We start from the raw sequence: 16,013 nt of genomic DNA, 5'->3' as shown, positions 1-16,013 counted from the left end.
GGTACTGCAGAAGGAACAACGCACGCATGGCTTTCGAACCGCCGCAGCGACTGGTGCGGGCGCTCGGCGAGACGTACGGGGACGCAGTCGCGGCCGAGTGGCTCGGGAAGCTGCCCGAGCTCGCGCAGAGCGCGCTGGAGCACGCCTCCCTGGAGAGCGAACGGGTGATGGCGCCCGGCGGGCGCAGCAGCCTGGTCGTGCTCGTACGGCGGCCCGACGGCTCCCCCGCGGCGCTGAAGATCGCCCCCGAGGTCGCCCGGCCCGACCTGGAGCGGGACGCGCTGGCGCACTGGAACGGCTGGGGCGCGGTGCGGCCGCTGGAGACGCCCGAGGGCGGTTCGCTGCTCCTGGAGCGGCTGCACCCCGAGGTGTCGCTGCGGTCCCTGCCGGAGGCGAAGGCGCTGCTGGAGGCGGCGGGCACGGTACGGAAGCTGTGGGTCGAGCCGCCCGCGGAGCACGGCTTCGAGTCGGTCGCCGAGCGGACGGCCGGCCAGGCGGCGGCGATGGAGTCCTACCGCGCCGACGACGAGGCCGGTGCGCTGACCGCCGCCGCGCTGGAGGCGCGCGAGGAGCTGGTCGCCGACTCCCCCGAGACACTGCTGCTGCACGGGAACTTCCGCCAGGGCAAGGTGCTGGCCGGTGACCGCGCGCCCTGGCTGGCCGTGGGCCCCGAGCCGCTGGTCGGCGAGCGCGCCTACGATCTGGCGCGGCTGGTACGGGACCGGGTCGAGGACCTGGTGGCCACTTCGGCGGGGGCCTCGGCGGCTCGCCGGCGGGTCAACAAGCTCGCGGATTCGCTGGAGGTGGACCGCGAGCGGCTGCGGGGCTGGACCCTTTTCCGGGCCGTCGAGTCGGGTACGCGGGCGCTGGCGGCGGGGCGCCGGCAGGACGCGGAGCTGTTGCTGGAGTTCGCGGGCTGGCTGTAGGGGAATAACCTGGCTGTAACGCTCGGCTCGGACCTCAGGGGGTCGTGATGGTCGAGGAGCTGTTGACAGCGCTGGCGGCGACCGGAACTGCGGTCGTGGTGTACACGGCGGCGGCCGCGCGCGTGGTGAAGCAGTACGAACGGGGCGTGGTCTTCCGCTTCGGTCGGCTGCTGAACGAGGTCCGGCAGCCCGGTTTCACGATGATCGTCCCGGTCATCGACCGGCTGCACAAAGTGAACCTCCAGATCGTGACGCTGCCGGTGCCCGCGCAGGAGGGCATCACCCGGGACAACGTGACGGTGCGGGTGGACGCGGTCGTGTACTTCAAGGTGGTCGACGCGGCGGACGCGCTGGTGCGGGTGGAGGACTACAAGTTCGCCGTCTCGCAGATGGCGCAGACCTCGCTGCGGTCGATCATCGGCAAGAGCGACCTGGACGATCTGCTGTCGAACCGGGAGAAGCTCAACCAGGGCCTCGAGCTGATGCTGGACAGCCCGGCGATGGGCTGGGGTGTCGCGATCGACCGGGTCGAGATCAAGGACGTCTCGCTGCCGGAGACGATGAAGCGGTCGATGGCCCGCCAGGCGGAGGCGGACCGGGAGCGGCGGGCCCGGGTGATCAACGCGGACGCGGAGCTGCAGGCGTCGAAGAAGCTGGCGGAGGCGGCGGGGGTGATGTCGACCCAGCCGGCGGCGCTGCAGCTGAGGCTGCTGCAGACGGTGATGGCGGTGTCGGCGGAGAAGAACTCCACCCTGGTGCTGCCGATTCCGGTGGAGCTGCTGAGGTTCCTGGAGCGGGCGGGGCAGACTCAGGGCGAGCCGGGGGGCGAGGCCAGGACGGCGCCGGCGGTGCCGGTGGCTCCGCCGGAGACCTTCCAGGACCCGGTACCCGACCGCGCCCTGACCACCGACCTCCCGGACCTGGACGACCTCCCGGACCTCCCGGCCGACACGCTGCTGGGCGCCCCGGCGGACCCGACCCCCCGGGACGAGGCGGCCTGACGGGCCTCGTGCCCACAACCCACGGGCGGGCGGGCCCCGAAGGGTCCCGCCCGCTCCTCGCCTGTCGCGCGTCAGGCGCTCAGGCGGGCGATCGCCTCGGCGACCGGGAGTTCCTCGCGCTCACCCGTGCGGCGGTCCTTCAGTTCCACGACGCCCTCGGCCGAGCGGCGGCCCGCGACCAGGATCTTCGGGACGCCGATGAGCTCCGCGTCGGTGAACTTCACGCCCGGGGAGACGCCCGCGCGGTCGTCGACCAGGACGCGGAGGCCCGCGGCGGCCAGCTTGTCGGAGACCTCGAGGGCCAGCTCGGTCTGGAGGGCCTTGCCCGCCGCGACGACGTGGACGTCGGCCGGGGCGACCTCGGCGGGCCAGCACAGACCCTTGTCGTCGGCGGACTGCTCGGCGAGGGCCGCGACCGCGCGGGAGACGCCGATGCCGTACGAGCCCATGGTCACGCGGACCGGCTTGCCGTTCTGGCCGAGGACGTCGAGCTTGAGGGCGTCGGCGTACTTGCGGCCGAGCTGGAAGATGTGGCCGATCTCGATGGCGCGGTCCAGCGTCAGGCCGGTGCCGCACTTGGGGCACGGGTCGCCCTCCTGGACGACCACGACGTCGACGTACTCGTCGACCTCGAAGTCGCGGCCCGCGACCACGTTCTTCGTGTGCATGCCCTCCTTGTTGGCGCCCGTGATCCACGCCGTGCCCGGCGCCACGCGCGGGTCGGCGATGTACTTCACCTTCTCCAGGCCCTGCGGGCCGACGTAGCCGCGGACGAGGTCCGCGCGCTCGGCGAAGTCGCTCTCGGTGACCATCTCGACGGTGGCCGGCGCGAAGTGCTCCTCGACCTTGCCCATGTCGACCTCGCGGTCGCCGGGCACGCCGACGGCGACGATCTCGCCGTCGACCTTCACCAGGAGGTTCTTCAGCGTCGCGGAGGCCGGGACGCCGAGGGAGGCCGCGAGGGTCTCGATGGTCGGGGTGTCCGGGGTGGGGATCTCCTCGGCGGCCGCGACGGCGGAGCCGTCCACCGGCTTGAGCTCGTAGGAGATCGCCTCGGTGTTCGCGGCGAAGTCGCAGTTCGGGCAGTCGGCGAAGGTGTCCTCGCCGGCCTCGGCCGGGGCGAGGAACTCCTCGGACTTCGAGCCGCCCATGGCGCCGGCGGTGGCGGCGACGATGCGGTAGTCGAGGCCGAGGCGCTCGAAGACGCGACGGTATGCCTCGCGGTGCAGGGCGTAGGACTGGGCGAGGCCCTCGTCCTCCGTGTCGAAGGAGTACGAGTCCTTCATCAGGAACTCGCGGCCGCGCAGGATGCCGGCCCGGGGACGGGCCTCGTCGCGGAACTTCGTCTGGATCTGGTACAGGATGACCGGCAGGTCCTTGTAGGACGAGCACTGGTCCTTCACCAGGAGGGTGAAGATCTCCTCGTGGGTCGGGCCGAGGAGGTAGTCGCCGCCCTTGCGGTCCTGGAGGCGGAAGAGCTCGGCGCCGTACTCGTCCCAGCGGCCGGTCGCCTCGTAGGGCTCACGGGGCAGCAGGGCGGGGAGGGAGACCTCCTGCGCGCCGATGGCGTCCATCTCCTCGCGGACGATGCGCTCGACGTTGGCGAGGACCTTCTTGCCCAGCGGCAGCCAGCTCCAGATGCCGGCGGCGGTACGGCGGACGTAGCCGGCGCGGACGAGGAGCTTGTGGCTGAGGACCTCGGCGTCCGCCGGGTCGTCGCGCAGCGTCTTCGCCATCAACTGGGACATGCGCTGGACCGGTGCGTTGGCCATGGTTCTCGTACTCCTGCCGGGTAAGGGTGGTGGCTAGGGGGTGTCCGGCGGACCAGGGCCGGACAGGACGCGGCGTCTGGTGCGGTGGATCGCAAGGCGCCGGAGCGCCTCGATAGCGGAGCTATTCAGGCGTTTCGGCAGCGCGGCGAGGTGCCGTGCCAGGCGTCGTGGCCCCGGCCATGGTCCGCCGGACACCCCCTAGGAGGTTAGCCGGGCGGCCCGCGCGGGCGGAAATCAGTTCCGGCGCGGCAGCGGCAGCGGGGCGCCCATCACGGCGTACGGGCGGGGTGCGCTGGGGAAGTGGACCTGCCGGGCCAGGTCGACGTAGCCCAGTGCCCGGTACAGGCCGCGGGCCGGGCTCTCGGTGTCGATCGCGGAGAGGATCGAGCGGGGCAGCTCCGACTGGTCGGTGATGGTGGTGATCAGCTCACGGCCGAGACCGCGGCCCTGGTACGAGGGGTGGACATGGAGCTCGGTGATCACGAACGAGTCGTCGAGCCAGTCCACGGTGCCGGTGGCGCGGAGGTACGGCTCGACGACGCCGGACCACCAGTGGGTGCGGTCGTTGGGCATCCCGTACACGAAGCCGACCAGCCGGCCGGCGGCGGTGGTCGCGCCGTACGCGCAGGCACCGGGGTTGAGCAGATGGCGGAGCACGATGTGGCGTCGTACGACGATCTCGTCCTCGCTCAGTCCGAAGGCGAGCGCCTGGACGGCGAGGGCGTCGTCCACCCGCGCGGCGAGGTTGACCGGTCCGATCGTGACCTCAGCGATCTCTGCGTCATCCATGTCGGCACCCTACAAGTGCGTCAGAACAGCACGCTCATGAAGGCGCCGACCTCGCGGAAGCCGACGCGCCGGTACGCGGCCCTGGCCGGGGTGTTGTAGTCGTTGACGTACAGGCTGACGACGGGAGCGACGTCGGCGAGGGCGTAGCGCAGCACGGCGGCCATGCCGGTCTCGGAGAGGCCGCGGCCGCGGAACTCCGGGGCGACCCAGACGCCCTGGATCTGGCAGGCCTGGCGGGTGGCGGCGCCGATCTCGGCCTTGAAGACGACCTTGCCGTCCTCGATGCGGGCGAAGGAGCGGCCGGCGCCGACGAGTTCGGCGACGCGGGCCTGGTAGAGCAGTCCGCCGTCGCCGGCCATCGGCGAGATGCCGACCTCCTCGGTGAACATGGCCACGCACGCGGGCATGATCACCTCCATCTCGTCCTTGCGGATGCGGCGGACGAGCGGGTCGGGCTCGACGGTGGCGGAGGGCTCCTCGGTGACCATCAGCGGCTGCTGGGCGCGGACGTCGCGGGCGGGGCCCCAGCTGGGTTCGAGGAGTCGCCAGAGCTGGGTGGTGGGTTCGACGGGGCCGACGATGGAGGAGCAGCGGCGGCCGGTCCTGCGGGCACGGTCGGCGAAGGCGCGGACGGCGTCGGGGGTGGCGCAGATGGGGACGAGGTTGGCGCCGGAGTAGCAGAGGGAGCGCAGCTGCCCGTCGGTGTACCAGCCCCACATCTCGCCGCCGAGGCGCCAGGGATCGAGTCCGGCGGCCTGGACGCGGGCGGTCACGAAGGCGTTCTCGACGGGGGCGCTCTCCAGGACGGCGAGCGCGGCGCCGAGGTCGGCGGGTTCGAGGACCCGGGTGGTGGTCTGCGTCAACACGAGGGGGCCTCACCATGCGGTCTGCTGATCTCCGCACTTTACCCGGCGTGCCCGGGAGGTGCGGTCCGCTCGCGACGAAGCTCCGCCACGGCCCGTTTCGACGGGCTCGGTGGCGGGGCTTCGTGACGTGCGTACGGGGTCAGCCGGCGACGGCGACCGTCGGCTCGCCGGACATCACGCCGTCCTTCTCCATCTGCTCGGCGATCTTCATCGCCTCTTCGATGAGGGTCTCGACGATCTTCGACTCGGGGACGGTCTTGATGACCTCGCCCTTGACGAAGATCTGGCCCTTGCCGTTGCCGGAGGCGACGCCGAGGTCGGCCTCGCGGGCCTCGCCGGGGCCGTTCACGACACAGCCCATGACGGCGACGCGCAGCGGGACCTCCATGCCCTCCAGGCCGGCGGTGACCTCTTCGGCGAGCTTGTAGACGTCGACCTGGGCGCGGCCGCAGGACGGGCAGGAGACGATCTCCAGGCGGCGCTGGCGCAGGTTGAGCGACTCCAGGATCTGGATGCCGACCTTGATCTCCTCGGCCGGCGGGGCGGAGAGAGAGACGCGGATGGTGTCGCCGATGCCCTCGGAGAGCAGCGCGCCGAAGGCGACGGCGGACTTGATGGTGCCCTGGAAGGCGGGGCCGGCCTCGGTGACGCCGAGGTGCAGCGGGTAGTCGCACTGGGCGGCGAGCTGGCGGTAGGCGTTGACCATCACGACCGGGTCGTTGTGCTTGACCGAGATCTTGATGTCGCGGAAGCCGTGCTCCTCGAAGAGGGACGCCTCCCAGAGGGCGGACTCGACGAGCGCCTCGGGGGTGGCCTTGCCGTACTTCGCCAGCAGCCGGGCGTCGAGCGAGCCGGCGTTGACGCCGATCCGGATCGGGGTGCCGGCCGCGGAGGCCGCCTTGGCGATCTCCTTGACCTTATCGTCGAACTGCTTGATGTTGCCGGGGTTGACGCGGACCGCGGCGCAGCCGGCGTCGATGGCGGCGAAGACGTACTTCGGCTGGAAGTGGATGTCGGCGATGACCGGGATCTGCGACTTCCTGGCGATCGTCGCGAGCGCGTCGGCGTCGTCCTGGGTCGGACAGGCCACGCGGACGATCTGGCAGCCGGAGGCGGTCAGCTCGGCGATCTGCTGCAGCGTGGCGCCGATGTCGGACGTACGGGTCGTCGTCATCGACTGCACCGAGACGGGTGCGTCGCCGCCGACGGCCACCGATCCGACCTGGATCTGACGGCTCTTGCGCCGCTCAGCGAGCTTGGTCGGAACGGACGGGATACCGAGAGAGATCGCGGTCATCAGCTGTACAACCCCAAGGTGTGGTTCATCGGGCTCAGGTCTTCGAGATTACCGCCCCGGCGGCGGGCGGCCGGACACCGCAGGGGTCCGGCCGCCCATCCGTCACGTCAGCTTCACCGGATTGACGATGTCGGCGGCGAGGACGAGCAGCGTGAAGCAGACGAAGACGCCCGCCACCACATAGGCCACCGGCATCAGCTTGGCGACGTCGAACGGGCCCGGGTCGGGGCGCCTGAAGATCCGCGCGGTGTGGCGGCGTACGGACTCCCAGAGGGCGCCCGCGATGTGCCCGCCGTCGAGCGGCAGCAGCGGCAGCATGTTGAACAGGAACAGCGAGACGTTGAACATCACGACCAGCTGCACGAAGAAGACCAGGATGGTCTGCGGCGGGGCGTCGATGTTCATGAGCTCGCCGCTGATCCGGGCCGCGCCGACGACGCCGACCGGGGAGTCCTGCTTGCGCTCGCCGTCGCCGAACGTGGCGTCCCACAGGTCCGGGATCTTGCCGGGCAGCGCGAGGACGGCCTCGGCGCCGGCCTGGACCTGGTCGGTCATGCGGGTCGTGGCTTCGCCGAAGCTCAGCGGGACGACCTCGCGGGCGGACTCGAAGCCCAGATAGCCGGCGGGGACGTACGCGAGCGGCTTGGCGACGTTCCCGTCGGCGTCCTTCTTCAGCACCTTGTTCTCGAGGAGCGTGGGGTGCAGGTCGACTTCCTTGCCGTCGCGCAGGACGGTGACGGTGGCCGGGCCGATCGTGCCGCGGATGCGGTCGGAGAGGGTGTTCCAGTCGCTGACGCGCTCACCGTTGAAGGCGACGATCCGGTCGTCCTTGAGCAGGCCCGCGGCCTTCGCCGGCGAGGGGCGGTCGCCCGTCTGGCAGGTGTCGCGCTTCTGGCTCTGGTCGATGACGCAGTTGGTGACGCCGCCGACCTTGGTGGTCTGGGTCTCGAACCCGATGGCCATGGCGCTGCCGAAGAAGAGCAGGACGGCCAGGATCAGGTTCATGAACGGGCCGGCGAACATCACGATCACGCGCTTCCACGGCTTGCGCGTGTAGAAGAGCCGGGTCTCGTCACCGGGCTGGAGCTCCTCGAAGGAGGCCTCGCGGGCGTCCTCGATCATGCTCCGCCACGGCGAGGTGGAGCGGGCCTCGATACGGCCGTCCTTGCCGGGCGGGAACATGCCGATCATGCGGATGTAGCCGCCGGCCGGGATGGCCTTGATGCCGTACTCCGTCTCGCCCTTCTTCTTGGACCAGATGGTCGGGCCGAAGCCGACCATGTACTGGGGCACGCGGATGCCGAAGAGCTTGGCCGTGGAGAGGTGGCCGAGTTCGTGCCAGGCGATGGAGATCACCAGGCCGATCGCGAACAGCACCACGCCGAGGAGCGTGAGGAGAGTGGTCATGCGCGCGCCTCCGCGATTGCCTTCGCTGCCAGTTCCCGGGCCCGGGCGCGGGCCCAGGTCTCCGCTTCGAGGACGTCCGACACCGTGAGCGAGGTTCCCTTGGCGGGCTGCCCGTGCTCGGTGACGACTGCGGTGACGGTATCCATGATTCCGTTGAACGGCAGCCTTCCGGCGAGAAACGCCTCCACGCACTCCTCGTTCGCCGCGTTGAAGACGGCGGGAGCGGTGCCGCCGAGCTCGCCGACATGGCGGGCGAGGCCGACGGACGGGAACGCCTCGGTGTCGAGCGGGAAGAACTCCCAGCTGGACGCCTTGGTCCAGTCGAAGGCGGGGGCGGCGTCCGGGACCCGCTCGGGCCAGCCGATGCCGACGGCGATCGGGCCGCGCATGTCCGGCGGGGTGGCCTGGGCGAGGGTGGAGCCGTCCGTGAACTCGACCATCGAGTGGACGTACGACTGGGGGTGGACGACGACCTCGATGCGGTCGAAGGGGATGTCGTAGAGGAGGTGCGCCTCGATGACCTCCAGGCCCTTGTTGACGAGCGTCGCGCTGTTGACGGTGATGACCGGGCCCATGGCCCAGGTGGGGTGGGCGAGCGCGTCCTCGCGGGTGACGTGGGAAAGCTCTTCCCTCGTACGGCCGCGGAAGGGGCCGCCGGAGGCGGTGACGACCAGCTTGCGGACGTCGGCGCGGGTGCCGGCGGCGAGCGCCTGGAAGAGGGCGGCGTGCTCGGAGTCGACCGGGATGATCTGGCCGGGCTTGGCCAGCGCCTTGACCAGCGGACCGCCGACGATCAGCGACTCCTTGTTGGCCAGGGCGAGGGTGCGGCCGGCTTCGAGGGCGGCGAGCGTGGGCGCCAGGCCGATGGATCCGGTGATGCCGTTGAGCACGGTGTGGCAGGGCGAGGCCGCGACCTGGGTGGCGGCGTCCGGGCCCGCGAGGATCTCCGGCAGGGGCTCGGAGCCGTAGAGCGCCTTCAGCGCGTCACGGAGCTCCGGCACCACCTCCTCGCGGGCGACGGCGACCGTCGCGACCCGCAGCCGGTGCGCCTGCTCGGCGAGCAGCCCGACCCGGCCGCCGGAGGCGGCCAGGGCGGTGACCCGGAAGCGGTCGGGGTTACGCAGGACCAGGTCGATGGCCTGGGTGCCGATGGATCCCGTGGAGCCGAGGACGACGATGTCCCGGCGGCCTTCGACCGGTGCGAAGACGATGTGCGGGTCGGCGAGAGGAGAGGGGCGGTCGCTCATGCCCCCCATTCTTGCCGCAAAGACTGTGCGGTCATCACTGGGTGCGGGTGAACGCTCCGGAGGCCGTACCGAACGCCGTTCCGAAGACGCGGTGGAAGTCCGGGAACGTCTTCCGTACGCAGCCGGGGTCGTCGAACGTGATGCCGGGCGTGCGCAGGCCCGTGACCGCGAAGGACATGACGATCCGGTGGTCGCCGTGGGTGGCGATCTCGGCGGGTCCGGCCGGGGTACCGGGGTGGATCTCGATCCAGTCGGGGCCGGTCGCGACCGTGACGCCCAGGCGGCGGAGGTTCTCGGCGCAGGCGTCGAGGCGGTCGCACTCCTTGACGCGGGTGTTGGCGACGTCCTCGATGCGGACCGGTCCGTCGGCGAAGGGCGCGATCGCGGCGAGGGTCGGCATGGTGTCGGAGATGTCGCGCATGTTGACGGTCAGGCCGCGCAGCGTTCCCGTACCGGAGACGGTGGTGGCCGTGTCGGTGATCTCCACGTCGGCGCCCATCCGGCGCAGGACGTCGACGAAGCCGAGGTCGCCCTGGAGGGCGCCGGTGCCGAGCCCGGGAACGGTGACGGTGCGGCCGGGCTCGATGGCCGCGGCTGCGAAGAAGTAGGAGGAGGTGGAGGCGTCGGGCTCGATGGCGTACGTCGTCGCCCGGTAGCCGGTGGGCGCGACGGTGTAGGTGCGGCCCTCCTGGGTGATGTGCGCCCCGAAGGCCCGCATCATGGCGAGGGTGATCTCGACGTACGGCTCCGAGACCAGGTCGGTGACGGTGATGGCGAGGCCCTCGGCGGTGAGCGGCCCGAGCATGAGCAGCGCGGTCAGGTACTGGGAGGACTGGCCGGCGTCGAGGGTGAGCGCGCCGCCCTTGATGCCGCGGGCGGTGACGGTGAGCGGGTGGTGGCCCTCGTTCTCCTCGTGCCGGAGGTCGACGCCGAGGCTGCGGAGGGCGGTGCTGAGGGGGCCGAGGGGGCGGCGGCGCATCTGGGGCGAGGCGTCGAAGCGGAAGGTGCCGTGGCCGGCGGCGGCGAGGGTGGGGAGGAAGCGGGCGGTGGTGGCGCCGTCGCGGCAGTACACGTCGGCGGCGTCGACGGCCGGCCCGGTGGGCCGCCCCTCGATGTGCCAGGCCCCCGGCTCCTGCCGGACCTCGTAACCGAGCGACTTCAGCCCTTCGGCGAAGCCCTCGGTGTCGTCGGAGAGGAGGGGCCGGAGGAGCGTGGTGGTCCCGTCGGCGGCGGCGGCGAGGAAGAGCGCGCGGGCGGTGACGGACTTGGAACCGGGAATCTCGATGACGGTCACGGAGTCATGGTGCCGTGTCCCGGGGCCCCCGGTCGCGTGAGTCCGTCGTTCGGACATCCGGTTGTGGGCATCTGTTCCTCCCTCCAGGGCGAAGCCCCAGGGGGAGGAACAGATGCCCACAACCGGGAAGGTCGGCAGCTCGTCAGGGGATCTTGCGGTGGGCGTTCTCCTGCTGCGATGGGCCCGGCATCGCGTCGGCGATCCAGGGGCCGTCGTCCGAGGGGTCCACCACGCCCGCCTCCAGCCACTCGAAGCGGCCCGCGAGGACCCCGTCCACCACCCGGCGGTCCAGGTCGTCCGTGTTGGACCAGAGGCGCACGAAGAGCTCCTCCACCCTCAGCCGCGCCTGCCGGCAGAACGCGTCGGCGAGCGCCTGGGCCTCCCGGCCGTGCTCCCCCGTCGACCGCAGCAGCTCCGCCCGTACGCACGCCGCGCTCATCGCGAAGAGCTCCGCGCCGATGTCCACGATCCGCCCGAGGAACGCCTGCTTCAGCTCCATCCGGCCCTGCCACCTCGACATCGCGTAGAACGTCGAGCGGGCGAGCTTCCTCGACGTCCGCTCCACGTACCGCAGATGCGTCGCGAGTTCGCCGAACTCCCGGTACGCGCCCGGCACCTGGCCCTGCCCGGTGACGAGCTTCGGCAGCCAGCGGGCGTAGAACCCGCCCGCCCGCGCCCCCGCCCGCGCCTTGTCGCCCAGGGACTTGTCCGGGTCGATGATGTCGCCCGCCACGGCGAGGTGCGCGTCGACCGCCTCGCGGGCGATGAGCAGGTGCATGATCTCGGTCGAGCCCTCGAAGATCCGGTTGATCCGCAGATCGCGGAGCAACTGCTCGGCCGGTACCGCCCGTTCCCCGCGCGCCGCCAGCGAGTCGGCGGTCTCGTACCCGCGGCCGCCGCGGATCTGGACCAGTTCGTCGGCGATGAGACAGCCCATCTCGGAGCCGTAGAGCTTGGCGAGCGCGGCCTCGATGCGGATGTCGTTGCGGTCCTCGTCGGCCATCTGCGAGGAGAGGTCGACGACGGCCTCCAGGGCGAACGTGGTCGCCGCGATGAAGGAGATCTTCGTGCCGACCGCCTCGTGGCGTGCGACCGGCTTGCCCCACTGCTCCCGTACGGCGGCCCATTCGCGGGCGATCTTCAGCGCCCACTTGCCGGCGCCGACGCACATCGCGGGGAGTGAGAGCCGGCCCGTGTTCAACGTCGTCAGCGCGATCTTGAGGCCGGCGCCCTCCGGGCCGATGCGGTTCTCGGCCGGGACCCGGACGCCGTGGAAGCGGGTGACGCCGTTCTCGAGCCCTCGCAGGCCCATGAAGGCGTTGCGGTGCTCGACGGTGATGCCGGGCGAGTCGGCCTCGACGACGAAGGCGGTGATGCCGCCCCGGTGGCCCTCGGACTTCGGCACCCGCGCCATGACGACCAGCAGGTCGGCGACGACGCCGTTGGTCGTCCAGAGCTTCACCCCGTCGATGACGTAGGCGTCGTCGCCGTCCGGTACCGCCGTCGTGGCGAGCCGGGCCGGGTCGGAGCCCACGTCGGGCTCGGTGAGCAGGAAGGCCGAGATGTCCGTGGTCGCGAGGCGGGGGAGATAGGTGTCGCGCTGTTCCTGCGTACCGAAGATCTTCAGGGGCTGCGGTACGCCGATCGACTGATGGGCCGAGAGCAGTGCGCCGATCGCGGGGCTCGCGGAGCCGACGAGGGCGAGGGCGCGGTTGTAGTACACCTGGGTGAGGCCGAGGCCACCGTACTTCGGGTCGATCTTCATCCCGAACGCGCCGAGTTCCTTGAGGCCGGTGACGACCTCGTCGGGGATGCGGGCCTCGCGTTCGATCAGCCGCCCGTCGATGCGCGTCTCGCTGAACTCCCGCAGCTTGGCGAGGAAAGCCTCGCCGCGCCGCACGTCCTCCTCGGAGGGGAGCGGGTGCGGGTGGATGAGATCCAGCCGGAAGCGGCCGAGGAAGAGCTCCTTGGCGAAGCTGGGTTTGCGCCAGGTCTGCTCGCGCGCGGCCTCGGCGACCTGACGCGCTTCTCGTTCCGTGACCTTGGGCCGCTGGGTGGGTGCGGACATGAACCAACTCACCTCGCCGCTGGTGGGGGCTTGTGGCTACTCGTCCGTAGTACCCGATTTCATGGCGTTCCGATAGACGAGAAGACGGCCGGAGCCCCCGCACAGTGGGCTCCGGCCGTCGGTCTCGTGGATCCGTACGGGTGATCCGTACGTCCGTACGTGTTACAGCGCGAGGCCCGTGAGGACCAGGACACGCTCGTACGTGTAGTCGTCCATCGCGTACTTGACGCCCTCGCGGCCGACGCCGGACTTCTTGGCGCCGCCGTACGGCATCTGGTCGGCGCGGTAGGACGGGACGTCGCCGATGATCACGCCGCCGACCTCCAGCGCGCGGTGGGCGCGGAAGGCGGTCTGCAGGTCGTGGGTGAAGACACCGGCCTGGAGGCCGAAGTCCGAGTCGTTGACGGCGGCGAAGGCCTCGGCCTCGCCGTCGACCTTGGCGATGGTGAGGACCGGTCCGAAGACCTCGGCACGGGCGAGGGTGACATCGGCCGGGAGGTCGGTGAGGACGGTCGGGGCGTAGGTCGCACCCTCGCGCTTGCCGCCGGTGAGGAGCTTCGCACCGGCCTGGACGGCCTCGTCGACCCAGGACTCGACGCGCTTGGCGGCGTTCTCGTCGACCAGCGGGCCGACGTCGGTGGTGGCGTCGGTCGGGTCACCGGTGACCTGGGCCTCGACGGCGGCGACGACCTTCGGGACGAGCCGGTCGTAGACCGAGGCGTCGGCGATCACGCGCTGCACGGAGATGCAGGACTGGCCGCCCTGGTAGTTGGAGAAGGTGGCGATACGGGTCGCCGCCCAGTCCAGGTCCTGCTCGGAGGCCCAGTCGCCGAGGACGACGGCGGCGGCGTTGCCGCCGAGCTCCAGGGTGCAGTGCTTGTGCGGCACGGACTCCTGGATGGCGTAGCCGACCTTGTCGGAGCCGGTGAAGGAGATGACCGGGAGGCGCTCGTCCTGGACGAGGGCGGGCATGCGGTCGTTCGGCACGGTCAGGACGGACCAGGAGCCGGCCGGCAGGTCGGTCTCGGCCAGCAGCTCGCCCAGGATCAGCGACGAGATGGGGGTGGCCGGGGCCGGCTTGAGGATGATCGGGGCGCCGACGGCGATGGCCGGGGCGACCTTGTGGGCGCTGAGGTTCAGCGGGAAGTTGAACGGCGCGATACCGAGGACGACACCCTTGGGGATGCGGCGGGTGATCGCCAGACGACCGACGCCACCGGCCTCGGTGTCGAGGCGCTGGGCCTCTCCGCCGTTGAACCGGCGGGCCTCCTCGGCGGCGAAGCGGAACACGGAGACGGCACGGCCGACCTCACCGCGGGCCCACTTGATGGGCTTGCCGTTCTCGGCGGAGATGACCTGGGCGATCTCCTCGGTGCGCTCGGCGAGACGCTTCGACACGTGGTCGAGGGCGGCCGCGCGGACGTGCGCCGGGGTGGCGGCGAACTCGTCGACGACGGCGTGCGCGGCGGCGACGGCCTCCTCGACCTGGGCCTCGGTGGGCACGCTCACCTTGCCGACGAGCCGGCCGTCCCAGGAGGAGGTGACGTCGAAGGTGTCCTCGCCGGTGGCCTCGCGGCCGGCGAGCCAGAAGGCGTGGGTGGCAGTCATTGCGTCCCGGCCCTTTCGTGTCGGTTGGGTGTCTCCGTGCCACGTTAGGGCCGAGGGGGCGGACCGTCGTTTGTCCGGTGTGGAGTGGTGAGGGGTGGCTGTCCTGCCGGATTGGCCGAAGAAGGGCCGAAGCGGGGGGCGCGGGGACCTCGCCCCACCCGGCCAGGGCCTGTCCGGCGGATCGGGGGCGGACCCGGCCATGATCCGCCGGACACCCCTAGCTGCGGCGTTCCGTCGAGACGATCAGCCAGACGCCGGCCACGACGACGGCGCCGCCGATCGCGATCGGCCAGGTGACGGACTCGTTCAGGACGAGGGCGCCGAGCAGGACGGCGACGACGGGGTTGACGTACGCGTAGGTGGCGACGAGCGAGATCGGGGCGGTCTGCAGCAGCCAGGCGTACGCGGTGAAGGCGATCAGGGACCCGAAGACGATCAGGTAGGCGAGCGCGGTCCAGGAGCGGGCGGAGAACGCGGCGAGGTCGAGGCCGTGCTGCTCGCCGCGGATCAGGCCCAGCGCCGCACAGCCGAGGCCGCCGGCGACCATCTCGTACGCGCTGGCGGTGAAGGCGTTGGCGGGCATCGGGAGGCGGGAGGACGAGAACGAGCCCACGGACCACAGCAGGGTCCCGACGACGACGAGGAGGACACCTCCGAGGCGGACGTCGCCACTGAGTCCGGGGAGGGTGAGGACGGCCAGGCCGGCGAGCCCGAGGAGGACCCCGGCGACTCCGCCGATGGTGGGGCGCTGCCCGAAGACGGCCTTGAGGACGACGACCCAGGCGGGTACGACGGCGACGAGCAGGGCGGCGAGCCCGGAGGGGATGGAGGTCTCGGCGAGGACGACGAGCCCGTTGCCGCCGAGGAGCAGGAGCAACCCGACGAGAGCGGCGGAGCCCAGCTGCGCACGGCTGACCCGGAGCGCGGCGGGACCCTGCCGCCAGGCGATCAGCCCGGCGAGGAGGAGCCCGGCGACGACGAAGCGGAATCCGGCGGAGAGGAACGGCGGCATGGTCTCGACGACGATCCGGATCCCGAGGTAGGTGGACCCCCAGACGACGTACACGATCCCGAGCGCGGCCCAGACGGCGCCGGAGATCCGGCGGGAGGCGGCTCCGGGGGCGGCGGGGCGGGAGGTGCGTTCCTCGGAGGCGGGATCGGCCGCGGGGCTTGTCATGCCCAGGAGAGTAAGGAATTCCGTGGCGAATGATCAATGATTTTGCCCGCGATCGGGCAGGAATGGCCTGTGCGGGACGTTCCGCGAGTGAGGAGAGTGCTGTGGCCCTTCCCGATTCCGACGGTGTCGTCGGCGATTCCCTCGGCCTCGAGTGCGACGGGGTCGTCGTCGCGCAGCTCGCCGAGGTCAGTGGTCTGTCGTCGGACCAGGACGTCATCGAGCTGAAGCAGAACACGGCGGACGGCAAGTACGTCGTCACGAAGCTGCCCGGCCGGCCCAAGGCGGGCGAGGTCACGATCACCCGCCGCGTCACCGGGGACGGCGGATTGGAGGGGTGGCTCACGGATTCAGGGTTGGGCCGGCGGGACGCGGGCTTCGGCCGGGCGGCCTCGGTCGCGGTCCTCGTGTACGCCGACGGGGGCGTGCCGGTCAGGCGCTACACGCTCGTGAGGGCGTTGCCGAAATCCCTGGAGACCGTCGTGCTCACCTCGGGCGACTCCTCCATCCTGGTGGAGAAGCTGGTGATCACGTACGAGGACATGGAGGCGGGGTGATCCGCGG

The 16,013-nt window shown here is 71.4% G+C and carries 13 protein-coding genes; 3 read left to right on the top strand and 10 right to left on the bottom strand.

The window, feature by feature from the left end; genetic code table 11:
- The first annotated feature begins 26 nt into the window (after positions 1–26).
- Positions 27–926, top strand: a complete 900-nt coding sequence (locus tag ABZ939_RS09440; RefSeq protein WP_361851039.1) for an aminoglycoside phosphotransferase family protein — start codon at positions 27–29, stop codon at positions 924–926.
- A gap of 47 nt (positions 927–973) precedes the next feature.
- Positions 974–1,927 (top strand): SPFH domain-containing protein, encoded by a 954-nt coding sequence (locus ABZ939_RS09435; RefSeq protein ID WP_361851037.1) that lies wholly within the window; start codon positions 974–976, stop codon positions 1,925–1,927.
- A gap of 71 nt (positions 1,928–1,998) precedes the next feature.
- Here ABZ939_RS09435 and ABZ939_RS09430 read toward each other — a convergent pair whose 3' ends face one another.
- From ABZ939_RS09430 to ABZ939_RS09385, 10 genes are all read right to left on the bottom strand, one after another.
- On the bottom strand, positions 1,999–3,699 hold the full coding sequence (locus ABZ939_RS09430; protein ID WP_361851035.1) for a proline--tRNA ligase: 1,701 nt from the start codon (positions 3,697–3,699) through the stop codon (positions 1,999–2,001).
- A 234-nt stretch (positions 3,700–3,933) separates the two neighbouring features.
- Positions 3,934–4,488, bottom strand: coding sequence for a GNAT family N-acetyltransferase (locus tag ABZ939_RS09425; RefSeq protein ID WP_361851033.1), 555 nt, complete (start codon positions 4,486–4,488; stop codon positions 3,934–3,936).
- Between the two features lie 20 nt (positions 4,489–4,508).
- Positions 4,509–5,354 carry a GNAT family N-acetyltransferase gene (locus tag ABZ939_RS09420; RefSeq protein ID WP_361851031.1) on the bottom strand — a complete coding sequence of 282 codons (846 nt, stop codon included), beginning with the start codon at positions 5,352–5,354 and terminating at the stop codon, positions 4,509–4,511.
- Positions 5,355–5,493: 139 nt separating this feature from the next.
- Complete coding sequence (gene ispG / locus ABZ939_RS09415; RefSeq protein WP_361851029.1) at positions 5,494–6,651, bottom strand: flavodoxin-dependent (E)-4-hydroxy-3-methylbut-2-enyl-diphosphate synthase; 1,158 nt, start codon at positions 6,649–6,651, stop codon at positions 5,494–5,496.
- Positions 6,652–6,753: 102 nt separating this feature from the next.
- Complete coding sequence (locus ABZ939_RS09410; protein ID WP_361851027.1) at positions 6,754–8,058, bottom strand: site-2 protease family protein; 1,305 nt, start codon at positions 8,056–8,058, stop codon at positions 6,754–6,756.
- Positions 8,055–9,305, bottom strand: a complete 1,251-nt coding sequence (gene dxr / locus ABZ939_RS09405) for a 1-deoxy-D-xylulose-5-phosphate reductoisomerase (protein WP_361851025.1) — start codon at positions 9,303–9,305, stop codon at positions 8,055–8,057. The genes ABZ939_RS09410 and dxr overlap by 4 nt, the downstream gene beginning before the upstream one ends.
- Before the next feature lie 34 nt (positions 9,306–9,339).
- Entirely contained in the window at positions 9,340–10,599 is a 1,260-nt protein-coding gene (aroA, locus tag ABZ939_RS09400) for a 3-phosphoshikimate 1-carboxyvinyltransferase (RefSeq protein WP_361851023.1), read from the bottom strand.
- A gap of 142 nt (positions 10,600–10,741) precedes the next feature.
- Positions 10,742–12,667 carry an acyl-CoA dehydrogenase family protein gene (locus tag ABZ939_RS09395; RefSeq protein ID WP_361851021.1) on the bottom strand — a complete coding sequence of 642 codons (1,926 nt, stop codon included), beginning with the start codon at positions 12,665–12,667 and terminating at the stop codon, positions 10,742–10,744.
- A gap of 162 nt (positions 12,668–12,829) precedes the next feature.
- On the bottom strand, positions 12,830–14,275 hold the full coding sequence (locus tag ABZ939_RS09390; protein WP_361851019.1) for an aldehyde dehydrogenase family protein: 1,446 nt from the start codon (positions 14,273–14,275) through the stop codon (positions 12,830–12,832).
- Positions 14,276–14,492: 217 nt separating this feature from the next.
- Positions 14,493–15,452: an EamA family transporter gene (locus ABZ939_RS09385; RefSeq protein WP_361851017.1), complete on the bottom strand. Its 960-nt coding sequence runs from the start codon at positions 15,450–15,452 to the stop codon at positions 14,493–14,495.
- Positions 15,453–15,553: 101 nt separating this feature from the next.
- Between ABZ939_RS09385 and ABZ939_RS09380 the strand changes: the two genes are divergently transcribed.
- Entirely contained in the window at positions 15,554–16,006 is a 453-nt protein-coding gene (locus ABZ939_RS09380; RefSeq protein ID WP_361851015.1) for a phage tail protein, read from the top strand.
- Positions 16,007–16,013 lie beyond the last annotated feature (7 nt).

It is taken from the genome of Streptomyces sp. NPDC046712, from assembly GCF_040645695.1.
In the GTDB taxonomy this organism is placed as follows: domain Bacteria; phylum Actinomycetota; class Actinomycetes; order Streptomycetales; family Streptomycetaceae; genus Streptomyces.
Note: the sequence above shows the minus strand (reverse complement) of the source record. Positions and strands in the feature narration are given on the sequence as shown.

Bases quoted from the DNA above. Each gene is read 5' to 3' on its own strand.
- ABZ939_RS09395 (WP_361851021.1), bottom strand. From the start codon at position 12,667: ATGTCCGCACCCACCCAGCGGCCCAAGGTCACGGAACGAGAAGCGCGT.
- ispG (WP_361851029.1), bottom strand. From the start codon at position 6,651: ATGACCGCGATCTCTCTCGGTATCCCGTCCGTTCCGACCAAGCTCGCT.
- ABZ939_RS09410 (WP_361851027.1), bottom strand. From the start codon at position 8,058: ATGACCACTCTCCTCACGCTCCTCGGCGTGGTGCTGTTCGCGATCGGC.
- ABZ939_RS09390 (WP_361851019.1), bottom strand. From the start codon at position 14,275: ATGACTGCCACCCACGCCTTCTGGCTCGCCGGCCGCGAGGCCACCGGC.
- dxr (WP_361851025.1), bottom strand. From the start codon at position 9,305: ATGAGCGACCGCCCCTCTCCTCTCGCCGACCCGCACATCGTCTTCGCA.
- ABZ939_RS09425 (WP_361851033.1), bottom strand. From the start codon at position 4,488: ATGGATGACGCAGAGATCGCTGAGGTCACGATCGGACCGGTCAACCTC.
- ABZ939_RS09385 (WP_361851017.1), bottom strand. From the start codon at position 15,452: ATGACAAGCCCCGCGGCCGATCCCGCCTCCGAGGAACGCACCTCCCGC.
- ABZ939_RS09430 (WP_361851035.1), bottom strand. From the start codon at position 3,699: ATGGCCAACGCACCGGTCCAGCGCATGTCCCAGTTGATGGCGAAGACG.
- ABZ939_RS09440 (WP_361851039.1), top strand. From the start codon at position 27: ATGGCTTTCGAACCGCCGCAGCGACTGGTGCGGGCGCTCGGCGAGACG.
- ABZ939_RS09435 (WP_361851037.1), top strand. From the start codon at position 974: ATGGTCGAGGAGCTGTTGACAGCGCTGGCGGCGACCGGAACTGCGGTC.